Source organism: bacterium, from assembly GCA_039961635.1.
GTDB lineage: Bacteria > 4484-113 > 4484-113 > JAGGVC01 > JAGGVC01 > JABRWB01.
This window is the reverse complement of record JABRWB010000014.1, coordinates 46,561-58,657: the sequence shown is the minus strand read 5'-3', so window position 1 is coordinate 58,657 and position 12,097 is coordinate 46,561. Positions and strand designations below refer to the sequence as shown.

The window sequence follows — 12,097 nt, the reverse complement described above, 5'->3', positions numbered from 1 at the left end:
CGGCAGTGTCCTGCCGCGGTCGGGATCCAGGCCCCACGGAGGTTTCGGCCGATGAACGAAGCAGCAAAGCAAGCAACGGAAGAAAAAGCAAAGGCACAAGCCGCACGTGCGGAGGCGAGCAGCGGGGAGAGTACTTCCCAAGTGGCCAAACCGGAAAAGCGCAAGCGCAGCAAGGCGCCGCGCCACGACATGCCGGAGCAGTCGCCGCTTGTGCGAATCCGCAACTTCAATAGCGTGGTGCTTGGCTATCCGCCGGAAACCGCGATCGCCGAAGCCGAGCGCTGCATCCAGTGCAAAGACCCGCGCTGCGTCATGCAATGCCCAGCCGAAGTCAAAATCCCCCAATTCATTGATGCCATCGCCAAGGGCGACTTCGAACTCGCAAACAAGATACTGAAAGAAGACAACTCGCTTCCCGCTGTTTGCGGCCGCGTCTGCCCGCAGGAGATCCAATGCGAGGAAGTGTGCATTTTGGGCGTGAAGGGCCAGCCCGTCGCCATCGGTCGTCTGGAGCAGTTCGCCGCCGAGTACGCGCTCTCGCACGGCGTCGAAGTGGTTTTGAAGGACGTCGAACCGGTAAAGATTACGAAGGAAAAGGTGGCGATAATCGGCTGCGGGCCGGCCGGGATTACAGCCGCGGGCGACCTTGTCAAGCTCGGATATGACGTGACCATTTTCGAGGCGCTGCATAAGCCCGGCGGTGTCCTCGTTTACGGAATCCCGGCGTTCCGCCTGCCCAAATACATCGTGGAGGCGGAGGTCGCCTACATAGAAAAACTCGGCGTGAAAGTCGAGACAAACGTCGTCGTCGGGAAGACCGTCACTTTGGACAAGCTGAAGGAAATGGGTTTTAAAGCCTTCTTCATCGGCACGGGCGCGGGACTGCCGACGTTCATGCGCATACCCGGTGAAAACGCGAACGGCGTGTACAGCGCCAATGAATTTCTCACGCGCGTGATCCTTATGCACGCGTACGAGTTTCCTAAGTACGAGACACCGGTGTTTGTCGGCAAAAACGTGTGCGTCGTCGGCGCGGGTAACACCGCGATGGACGCCGCCCGCACCAGCCGCCGCCTGCCCGGAGTAGAGAATGTGTACATCGTCTACAGGCGCAGCCGGGACGAGGCGCCCGCCCGCATCGAGGAGCTCCACCACGCAGAGGAAGAGGGGGTCATCCTGAAGTTCCTCACGCAGCCGATCGAAGTCCTGCACGACGAGAAAAACTGGGTCACCGGACTGAAATGCCTCCAGTGCGAGCTTGGCGAGCCGGACGCAAGCGGCCGTCGCAAGCCCGTCCCCATCGAGGGCAGCGAGTTCGTAATCCCTTGCGACACGGTAATCGTGGCAATCGGCCAGCGCCCGAATCCGATTCTGATGCGCAGCATCGAAGGGCTGGATGTGTCCAAGTGGGGCACCGTCAACATCAACGAGAAGTGGATGACGACGAACGTCGAGGGCGTCTTCGCGGGCGGCGACGTTGCGGTCGGCGCATCCACAGTGATAATGGCAGTCGGACACGGCAAGAAGGCCGCCCGGGCGATCGACAGTTACCTGACGGCGAAGCGCGAGGGCCGACCCTGGCCGCCCTCCGAAGATCCGGAGCCGGAAACTGTCGCGAGCAGGTAGGAAGCGCAAAGTGCACCGTACCAAGTCAATGTAACGAAATAGTCGAAGTTAGGCGGGCTTGGGGGTAATGCAAAGGATAAGGCCACCGGCCCGACTGTTTGCGTGTAGCACATTATCAAAACCGACTTCGTAAGCGCGGCTGCGATTGCGGAAGTATAAATATTCGAATTCATATAATTCTTGTATTGTCGCGAGACGGGACAGAAAATCCCCTGGTATGATGAGACTATAATCCTGAGGGTAGAAAATATACGCGCTATAATCGCGGCCGTGATCCGGCGGGTTGAAATAGAGAGGTTCGCGCTCCTTGCGGGGGTCATGGCCGAGTTTCCTCCGGGAATGACCGTTGTGACGGGCGAGACCGGCGCCGGGAAAACGCTGCTCCTGGACGCCGTGGATTTCGCGTTCGGCGCGCGGGCGTCGTCCAATATTTTTCCCGCTGCAGGCGGAAGATGCCGGGTTGCGGTCGAGTTTAAGATGAGCAGGGAGGAACAGGGATGGCATAAAATTGACCGCATTGCGCGACCGGGAGGGGCAGGTAGGATTCTGCTGGATGGTGTGCGGATTTCCGCGCAAGAGGCGCGGGCTCTGGCGGCAAAGCTGTTTGATTACTCGGGACAGACAGAAAATCGGTCACTACTGTCCGCCGCGACGCACGTGCGGTTATTGGATTCGTTCGGGGACGCGACGCATTCAAAGTTTAAGGAGGAATTCGCGGGCGCGCGGGCGCGTCACGGGGCGCTTTTGCGGCGTCTGGAATTGATTGACAGAGGGGAAGCGGCTCGACTTGCGCGGATAGAGCTTCTTAACCGCGAAGTTGGTGAGCTTGCGAAGGCAAACGTGCGGCCCGGCGAGCACAACGAGCTTCTTTCGGAAAAGCGCAGGCTTGCGAACGCGTCTAGGATTTCAGAACGCGCGGGGACGATAATTGCGCTAATTTCCGGAGGAGATGCAGGTTCGGGAGTAGGCGCCGGAATTGGAACGGCTATCAAATTGGGAGGGGCGCTCCCGGCGCGAGACGCGCTTGCAAAATGCGAAGAGGCGGCGAGAGCACTTGCCGCTCACTTTGGAGAAGACACCGAAGTCGGCGAGCAGTGGTTGGCTCTTGCGGACGATATTTCCTCAATGGAGGCGGGGCTTGGCGAAGTTGAAAGGGCCGCTGTGGAAGCGCTTGGAACCGCGAACGCAGATCCGTCGGAACTTGAGCGCGTCCAGGCGCGGCTTGCGGAAATAGACAACCTGGCGCTGCGTTACGGATGCGCTGTGGACGGTCTGGCCGCGGAGCTCGCCGCGCGTGCGGCGGAACTTGAAGAATTATCAGGCGGGGAGACATCACGGGAAAAGGTGGCAGCGGAACTTGCGGAGGCGCATCGCAAAGCAGACGAGGCCGCAAAAGCGTTGTCAAAATCGCGCGCGAAAACCGCGAAGATTTTGGTAAAGCGAGTTGCGGGTTATTTGGCAAGACTTGACTTTGCGGCAACGGAGTTCGAAGTCGCGGGAATCGGCGAACTGGCTCCGGATGAGGAAGCAACGGATGCGGGTGAAATAAAAGAGCAACGGGCCTTCCGCGAATCCGGGTATGACGATGTTGAATTTCTGGTCTCGCTAAATCCGGACGAACCTGCACGCCCGCTCGCACGCGTGGCGTCCGGGGGGGAGATGAGCAGGCTGATGCTGGCAGTAACCGCGGCACTGGCGGAGCATTCGGCTACCCAGGTTCTGATGTTCGACGAAATCGAGGCCGGGGTGGGGGGGCTGTCCGCGCAGGCGGTCGCGGACGTAATGAAAGATATGGCTTCGCACCGGCAAGTTATTGCGGTTTCTCACCTGGCGCAGGTCGCGGGAAAGGCCGACAATCATATCGCTGTGTCAAAGACGGTCAAAAAAGCAGCGGGTGGGAGGGAAGCGTCGGAGATTGAGCTTATTGCAGTGCACGGAGCGGAAAGGCGCGCCGAGCTTGCAAGAATGCTGGGCACGACAGATCCGGCCAAGGCGAAAAAAATGGTGGATGAGATGCTGGAGCGGTAAACTAAAGCGCTAACCGGGAAATTCACCTTCAGGAAAGGGCGATCCGCAAAGCTTGAACAATAAAAAATCAACCGTTCGCTTGGCAGCCTTTCCGTCTCCAATCGGATTGGATTTGCCTTTCGGCGGGATTAATCCGGATTTAATCTGCGGAATCGCGCTGGCGAGCGCGCTGGAAATCCTTGCGGGGTCGGTTCCGCAGACTTCGGCAAAACCGGCCCCTACGACTTCCGGACGCTCGGTTGCATCGCGCATAACGATCACGTACTTTCCGAAGCTGGGGGCTTCTTCCTGAACGCCGCCGGAGTCGGAAAGCACGAGATCGCATTTGCGCATCAGCCTCAGGAAGTCGAAGTATTCAAGCGGCGGAATTAGCGTAACAGAAGGGCAGGAGCCGAGGATTTCATTTGCCGCGTCGTATACCTGTGGATTGGGATGCACGGGATAAACAAGCGAGATTTCGGGATTTGAATACAAGTAAGAGCAGATCGCGGCGAATACGTCGCGCATCGGCTCGCCCCAGGACTCTCGCCTGTGCATCGTAAACAGGATTTTGAAATCGGGTCGCGACAAAAAGCCGGCGATTGCTTCGTTTTCGAACTGCATTTCGTTATCGGGAAGCATCGCTAGCGCATCCACCACAGTATTGCCGGTTACGAAAATGTCCGAAGGGGAAATGCCGCGTTCTTCCAAGTTGCATCTTGCGCGGTTGGTCGGCGCGAGGAATATGCTGCATAGTTCGTCGGCAAGCCGCCGATTCATCTCTTCGGGAAATGGTAGAAATCGGTTGCCGGTGCGCAGCCCTGCTTCGATATGTCCTACGGGAATTCCCAAGTAGAATCCTGCGAGTGCTGCGGTGAAGGTCGTAGTTGTATCGCCGTGCACTAGAATCGCGTCGGGCTTCTGGGCTTCGAAATAGCGGGTCAGACCTTCCAGCGCTGCGGTTGTGATGTGCTCAAGCGACTGGCCGCGTTTCATAATGTCCAGGTCGAGGTCGGGTGTGAGTCCAAAACGAGATAGGACGGAGTCCAGCATCTCCCTGTGCTGCGCGGTGACGACGAGCCTTGATTCAACGCCTTTGCGCCTTGCAAGCTCTAGAAGGACCGGGGCCATTTTGATGGCTTCAGGCCGGGTGCCGAAGACCGAAACGATTTTCACCGTCGCGGCCATCAGCCGGAGATTCCGAGATAAACGGCGATTCCGGCGAATACGAGACTGATCGCGTAGCAGGCAATGACTGCGCTGCGGTGGGCGGGGCCTTCCATTGCACTTTGCGCGTCGTAGGCATTACGGCAGAACATCGCAAGCAGCCGGTGGTGAATATGCCTGCGGTCTGGTGAGGTAATCGGCACGTGGCGCGCTATGCGCCGCGCAATCGCGAATGTCGTGTCCGCAATCGGAAGGGCGAGCGCTGCAAGCGGAATCGCCAAAGTAAGAACCGTAATCTGCTTGTAAAGTCCCGTGACGGAGATTGCAGCCAATATAAAGCCGAGAAGCAATGCGCCCGAATCGCCGAGGAATATTTTCGCGGGGAAGAAGTTGTATGGAAGGAAACCTATGAGCGCGCCCAACAGCGCCAGCAACAGCAGAGCAGATGCCCAGTCCGTTCTCACAACCGAAATTACAAGAAACGCAATGGCGGCGAAAAGACTGATGCCCGATGCTAGCCCGTCCAGCCCGTCAATGAAGTTGATCGTATTGACAACGCCCACCAGCCAGAAGACCGTGAATCCGACGGCAACCCACGCAGGCAGGACAAGAGTACCGAAAAGTGTGCCGATCTTGATGCCCATATAAGCCACGAGAAGGGCGATGACCACCATAGAGGCGAATTTGACCTTCGGATTCAGTTCCAAAAAGTCGTCAAGAAGCCCCAGCCCGAAGTAAAGCGCTGCGCCTGCGAAGAATGCTGTCAACAAGCTCGGATCGAAATCAAGCGAAATCCTGTCGGACATCGTCAACACCGACAACACGACGAACGAAACCGAGAACCCGCAAAACAGCGCTATTCCACCCAGCCTGCTGACCGGGCGCCTGTGCACTTTGCGCTCGTTTACGGTGTCATAGGCGTTGTATCTTCCGGCCAGCCGTATGACAACCGGAGTCGCGGCAAGTGTGGCCGCCAGCCCCGTAAGGGGAATCAGAAGTATGTAAAACAACTCCGGCATGGAATCGGGAAGCAATTATACTCGGTTGGCACGGGCTTTGCCAGTTTGGTTGGCCTTAGCGGAATTACTATCCAAGCAGCCTTTGTTGCCCCCATGCAGGCAACTTCGGGCTGCGGGGCGCGGATATCGCCGATTTTGTGGCCAATTCCAGTTTGCAATACTGTTAATATTCATATAGAATCGTGAGGCTTTATCTGATTTGGTTTTCGTCCGGCCCATCCGGACGCATAATGGAGATGGGTATGAAGCGCTTCCTTGTGATCGGTACGTTGTTTGTGTTTTCATTCGCGTCGGCCGCGCACGGCCAGGTACAGGACGAATTTACCCCTTATATCAACAATCTGACCGACCTGCTGAGCGAGCTGGATCAGAGTTTCGCGGAGGCTTCCGCGGCCCTGAATGTCGTTGAGGAAAGCCTTGACGCGGGCGCCCCGACTGAGTCGTACGCCTATTACGCTTCGTCAGTGGAGGAGTTCGTCGCCCTGTTGGACAGAATCGGCCGCTACCTGGTCGAGATCGATCCCAAGCTGGACGTTTGGGCGGACCGGTTCGACGACTTCTCCCCGAACGAGCAGGAGCGGATAACCGAAGTCGTTTTTCTGGCCGACAAGTTGGCCTTGGTTTACGACGGATACAGCGAGGCCGCGTCGGAAGCGTTGATCGCGTACCGGTCAAGGTCAAAAGAGGGGGCCGGCAAATGGCGCTTCGGCTTTTACGGCGAGGCGGCGCTTGGGGACGGCGACGCTTACGGCAGCAGCCAGAGCATGACCGATTTCAAAATCGGCGCGAGCTGGAAGCGGTCGGACGGTTCTTTGATCGACGTGTCGCATCGCTACGAAAACTCGCACCGCTTCCTCAACCTGGCCACAAACACGACGCAGGCCAGGCAGGAATTTCCGGTCGGGGCGGGCGAAGTGAGGTTTTTCGAGCAGTACCAGGACGTGGAGGGGCTTAGCAGCGCGGCTTTCGACAGGCACGAGTGGCGCTACGAATTCGACTGGGAGCAGCCTTTTGGCAAGCGGGGCAGCTACTTCCGGCTGCGCGGCAGATGGGACGACCGCACGTTCGAGCAATCGGAATCGCGAAGCTATAAGTTCAACAGGCTGAACGGCTTCATCAGGCACGAAATCAACAAACAGAACACCGCGGACGCGGAATGGGAGCGTTCCAAGTTCGATTACGGAACCGGCGGGCTTTTGTCCCATGTCAACCGTAATTTTAGAATTGGCTGGGAGACCCGCCCCGGCACCGGATTCGAGTTGCGCAACGATTTTTACAGCGTCGACAAAAACTACCAGGACAGCCCGTCGCTTTCTTACGATGAAGGCGCATACCAGATCGGCCTCAAATGGGACGCGAATCAATACTTGAGCACCGACTTGCGCTATCGCACGCTCAGCAACGACCGGAACGATTCCGGCAATCCCGGGAATCTGAACGATTACGACGAGGACAGGTTCGAGGCGCGGGTTTACGTTAAACCCAATCCAGATTTGAATTTCACGCTGCGGGCTCTGACCAGAAACAAGGATTTCACCGTAAACGATCCATACGAGTTGGAGCAAAATATGTTTTCCGGTGAAGCGGAGTATTGGGCTAGTCCGAGGCTGCGCGTTTACTGCGAAAACACCTTCGACGAGTACGATTACATCAGCGACGCCGCAAGTTTCGACCAATTCCGTTTCAGAACCGGCTTCACGTACAGCTTCCCTGATTACTCGAACGTCGGCCTTGAATACACCAGAACTGACCGTAATTTCGATACATCACCATTGCGTGATTTCGTCGTATCGGGTGTCCAGGGAAGCTACAACAAGTACTGGAAAAACGTGAGGTTGAGGCTTCAAGGCTCGGTGGAAGATCTAGATCAGAACGATTCAAGTTCGACCAACATTTACACGACCGATCGGCTTGCAGCCGAGGTAACATACTATCCGTCCTCGAATTACAGGTTTTCCCTTGGCACCGATTACCTATTCCGGGATTTCGCGAACCAGGACGACATCGAAGATTGGCTCATTTGGGCGCGCTTCGCGTTCAATTACTAAGGGGCGATGGCAATGAAGTCATTAAAACGGATTAATTATTTTAGCTTCGTTTCGATTCCAGCTGCGGTGCTTTTGTTGCTGCTAGCTGGCGCCGCAATTGCTCAAGCGTTTTCGGTGACGGTGATCAGGCAAGCCGGCAAAGTGGAGGTAAAAACAGCCGGGGCCAAGGAATGGACTAAGTCGGCGCCGGATATGGTTCTCCAGGGCGGCGATTCCATCCGCACGCTTAAAAACTCCAAGGTTCAGCTGCTTTTCCCCGGGGACGCGGTCGTGCTCATCAAGGAAAACTCCCAGCTCAATTTGAAGGAGCTGTCCGCGGGAGGCGGAGGCAAGGTAAAGACTGTTGCCGGAAGTTTTCTTTTCAACCTTGAAAAAGCGCTTTCTCCGGGCTCCACCTTCGAGGTCGAGTCTCCGGGCGCGCTTGCCGTTGTGCGAGGGTCCAAATGGGCGCAGTTCATCAGCTTCGGAGGCGCGCTTTTGCTTGTCGCTTTCGAAAGCGACATCGAGGTTTCCGCGGGCGGCGAAACGGTAATTGTATCCCCGGGATTCGAAACGCGCGTCGAGCCGGGCGGCACCCCGAGCGATCCGGAACCGTCGGATTACACCGAAGAGATGGCGGATTCCGAATTTGATTTTTCCGGGGACGAGGAGACCGGCAGGTATTTTGCCGCGCTGCAAACTTATGGCTCGGATTTGGTAAGGCTCGAGCGGGAAGTAAGGGAAAACTACCTCGACTTCATGGAGTTCTATACCGAGGGCAATCTCCCCGGAATGGAGCTTATTTACAGGAACGTTCCGGATTTCAGAGACAGGCTCAAGAAAATTTCGGAGGCGATATCGAGCTTCGCAAATAACGCGCCGGACGATTTGAAATCGGGCGGCGGCAATTCAGAGTATTTCGTTGATGAAAAAGGCGTGATAAGGAAAGACGCGAAAAGCTCCGGAGACGCCGCAGCGGGACCCGGCGATTCAAGCGAGGAAAATGACTTCGCACCGGAAACGCTGGATACATTCGGCAATGCGATGCTTCGCCACGTCCTCCGGTCGCGCCGAATCAGCGATATGCTGGACGAGATGGCGTTCCTAATCAGCCAGTTCCTGGGCAAACCGGCTGATATTATGGACGAGCTTGAGCCGCTCATTCCGGAGCCGAATCCGGGCTTGTCCATTCGTGACGGCGCGATTGACAGCGATAACGACGGATTGTCCGATCCTCTTGAACTAGAGCTCGGACTCGATCCGAACATAAACGATACCGAGCATGGATTGATTAAGGCGGTTTCGCCCGAGCAGGAGGAGGTATTCACCTGGCCGGCTGACCATTCCATCGAGTTCAGATTTATTCCCGCCGAAACCGATTTAATCGGCGACTACAAGTTGTTTATAGAGGCGGGCGGGCTTGTTTACACACAGCCGATGTTTTCGGACAGTGAAACGCTGACGATTGACAACCTGTTGAATCGGGCGGGCGGCAATTTCGGGCAGTTATTTGCGGATACCGATCGCGTAACCTTCACTTGGTTCGTCACGGGCGAGCTTGACCAGACGTTTTTCGGCGCAGGAGGTTTCGACGAAGGGCTTTTGACAAGCAACGCGCGGACGTTCGATATCGTCATCGCGGAGGCCGGCAATGCCGCGCTGCGGGTGGTGCCCCTTGCCACAATGGTCAGACCGGACGATACGCTGTCCGTCCAGCTTTTGGTCGAAGTTGACGGAGCGCTCTCGGAAGCAAGGATTAGGTTGAGATTCGACCCAAGTGTTCTTGAATTCCAACGCGGCCGCACCAGCACATTCTGGGAATCTTCCACCCTCTTTTTCAGCGATACCACTCCCGGCGAAGTGTCGGTATCGGGTAAGGTCAGCAGGGATGTCGGCTTTGTAACCGGAAACGGCGTACTTTGCGAACTCGACTTCCAGGTAACCGGCATACAGGGCTCGATTTCGCTGCTTGACTTGCTCGAAGTGACGCTTGTTTCGCCCTCGGGCGAGGAATATTCGGTATTCAGGGAAGACGCCCAGATTGAGGTGATTTGAAGCTTCCCGTGGGAAAACCAGCCAGGTTTTTCGGCCTCCTTCGCTTTTGGAGGAATCCAAAGTCAAAAGAGGCCATGTATGTCGCGGCAATTTCGATTGCGGGCTTTTTCGCCGCGTTGATTATGGCCGGTTTTATTCCGTACAACGACGTACTGGAAATCGGCACAATTAAACTTCGGTTCGCGGCCCGCGGAGAGCTTGATCCCAATCCATTGATTCGCATCATCGCGATGGACGACAATTCCATCAGTGAGTTAGGAGGGGTAGGAATAAACTATCCATTTCCGCGCGCTCTACACGGCAAGCTATTGAAAAGACTTGCCGACGCAGGAGTAAGGGCGGTCTGTTTCGATATCTTGTTCGACCTCGAAAGCTCGTACGGACCGGAAGATGACCTCGCTTTCAAGGAAGCGATTGAATACGCGAAATCAAAGGGAACGAACGTAGTTTTATCCGCAGCGATTCCCTTTAGCAGCTCATCGGGATACCGCCAAGCTACGCTTATCACGCCAAACGAAACTCTGCTTTCGGCTCCTGTAACGCTGGGACTGGCCAACACTTCCATAAAGGGCGGCGAGAGAGGGAAGGGAGCTTACCGGGACAAGGAGCTTGCGGTTTTAAAGCTATTGGACCAGTTTCATTACTCACAGGCCGCGGAGATGTTCCGGCTTTACCTTTTGGAAAAGAAAATGGTGTTTGTTCCCGAAGAACACGGCGTGGACCGATTCGGATTCATGTACGTGAACTACTTCAACGGCAACTACAAGCACATCGCGACAATCCAGTTTCTTCAGATGTTTCCCGAAGTTGCTGAAGGAGTCAATCCTCTGACCGGTGAATCCATGCTGGGCGCCGATGAAGAGTGGGAAACAGGCGAAACCGCAAAGCGCCTTGGCCTTGTTTCCGAGGAAGGCTGGGACGAGCCGGAAGAGGACGGGGAAGCAGTTGGCAAATCGGTAGCGGCGGAATCCGATAGCGATGGCGGCGAAGAGCTCGCGGGCGTTGTCGAGGATTCCGGAGAGATTGGAATGGTCGGGGACGAGCTGCCGCAACAAAAACAATCTCCGCAAACCAGGATTACCGATTTACAGGGGACTTTCGTTTTTGTCGGTTCTTTTTCGGAAGCGGACAACGACTTTTTTGCCACTCCTTTCTCCGATAAAATGGCGGGAGTTGAAACGAACGCGCAGGCGTTCCAGACCTTCCTCACGGGGGAGCACATCCGCATAGTTCCGGCGTGGATTACGTTCGTTCTGTTTCTTTTGGGAAGCTTGGTTGCGGGCTATTTCGCCTTTTACATCAAGCGCAGAACAACGAGCCTGCTTCTTGCCATACTGTTCATGGTCGTATCCGCGACTGCGATCGTCTATGCGTTCGTTTTCTGGCGAATCCTGCTGGCGTTCACGTTTTCATCGTTCAGTTTTCCGCTTTCGTATACACTGGTATTGACTTTTAAACTTTATTCCGAAGAACAGGACAAAGCCAAAATCCGCCGTACATTCGGGCGCTACGTCAGCGAAGCGGTGGTAAACGAGATCATAGACAATCCGGAACTCGCAGAAATGAGCGGTATTCGGCGCGAAGTTGCGGTTTTGTTTTCCGACATCAGGAATTTTTCCCCAATCAGCGAGAGAATGGACCCTGCCGACGTGCTCCTGTTTTTAAACGAGTATTTCGAGAGCACATCGAACATAATCGATGCAAATGGCGGGTACGTGGACAAGTTTATGGGAGACGGGATAATGGCGGTGTTCGGCGCGCCGGTTCCCAGGGAAAATCCATCGCTCGACGCAGTGCGTTGCGCCCTTGAAATGATTCGAAATCTGAAAGAAAACGTGCATCCGCGAATGGACGAAATCGGCGTCCCCAGATTTTTAATTGGAGTGGGTATTCACTATGGTGAAGTAATTATGGGAAACATTGGCAGCATGCGCAGGGCGGATTACAGCATAATCGGAGATGCGGTGAACCTGGCATCCAGGCTCGAAGGAACTACGAAAGAATACAAAAAAGCCGTTGTGATAAGCGAGGAAGTGAAACAAAAGGTTGACGGGCACTTTCCCTGCACGTTTCTGGCAAGGATGAGGGTGAAGGGACGCGAGCGGGAGGAGCATGTATACGCGGTGGACGATCCGGATTTGCCGGGACTCACGGATCTGGTTTAGGATGTCTGTTAAAATCTGTATGAGGTAAAAG

Annotated in this window: 7 protein-coding genes; 5 read left to right on the top strand and 2 right to left on the bottom strand. The window is 55.7% G+C overall.

Annotation, left to right across the window (positions count from 1 at the left end; genetic code table 11):
* Window positions 1-189: 189 nt before the first annotated feature.
* The gene (gene gltA, locus HRF49_02765) at window positions 190-1,626 is read left to right on the top strand and encodes an NADPH-dependent glutamate synthase (GenBank protein ID MEP0813573.1); all 1,437 of its coding nucleotides are present in this window, start codon (window positions 190-192) and stop codon (window positions 1,624-1,626) included.
* Window positions 1,627-1,896: 270 nt separating this feature from the next.
* Window positions 1,897-3,654 carry an AAA family ATPase gene (locus HRF49_02760; GenBank protein MEP0813572.1) on the top strand — a complete coding sequence of 586 codons (1,758 nt, stop codon included), beginning with the start codon at window positions 1,897-1,899 and terminating at the stop codon, window positions 3,652-3,654.
* Window positions 3,655-3,663: 9 nt separating this feature from the next.
* Here HRF49_02760 and wecB read toward each other — a convergent pair whose 3' ends face one another.
* Window positions 3,664-4,821 carry a UDP-N-acetylglucosamine 2-epimerase (non-hydrolyzing) gene (wecB, locus tag HRF49_02755; protein MEP0813571.1) on the bottom strand — a complete coding sequence of 386 codons (1,158 nt, stop codon included), beginning with the start codon at window positions 4,819-4,821 and terminating at the stop codon, window positions 3,664-3,666.
* Complete coding sequence (locus tag HRF49_02750; GenBank protein MEP0813570.1) at window positions 4,821-5,834, bottom strand: undecaprenyl/decaprenyl-phosphate alpha-N-acetylglucosaminyl 1-phosphate transferase; 1,014 nt, start codon at window positions 5,832-5,834, stop codon at window positions 4,821-4,823. The genes wecB and HRF49_02750 overlap by 1 nt, the downstream gene beginning before the upstream one ends.
* 227 nt (window positions 5,835-6,061) lie before the next feature.
* Between HRF49_02750 and HRF49_02745 the strand changes: the two genes are divergently transcribed.
* From HRF49_02745 to HRF49_02735, 3 genes are read left to right on the top strand one after another with little or no spacing between them, the layout of a single operon-like run.
* On the top strand, window positions 6,062-7,867 hold the full coding sequence (locus tag HRF49_02745; protein ID MEP0813569.1) for a hypothetical protein: 1,806 nt from the start codon (window positions 6,062-6,064) through the stop codon (window positions 7,865-7,867).
* A gap of 12 nt (window positions 7,868-7,879) precedes the next feature.
* Window positions 7,880-9,901, top strand: coding sequence for a FecR domain-containing protein (locus HRF49_02740; protein ID MEP0813568.1), 2,022 nt, complete (start codon window positions 7,880-7,882; stop codon window positions 9,899-9,901).
* An 8-nt stretch (window positions 9,902-9,909) separates the two neighbouring features.
* On the top strand, window positions 9,910-12,066 hold the full coding sequence (locus tag HRF49_02735) for an adenylate/guanylate cyclase domain-containing protein (GenBank protein ID MEP0813567.1): 2,157 nt from the start codon (window positions 9,910-9,912) through the stop codon (window positions 12,064-12,066).
* The last annotated feature ends 31 nt before the right edge of the window (window positions 12,067-12,097 follow it).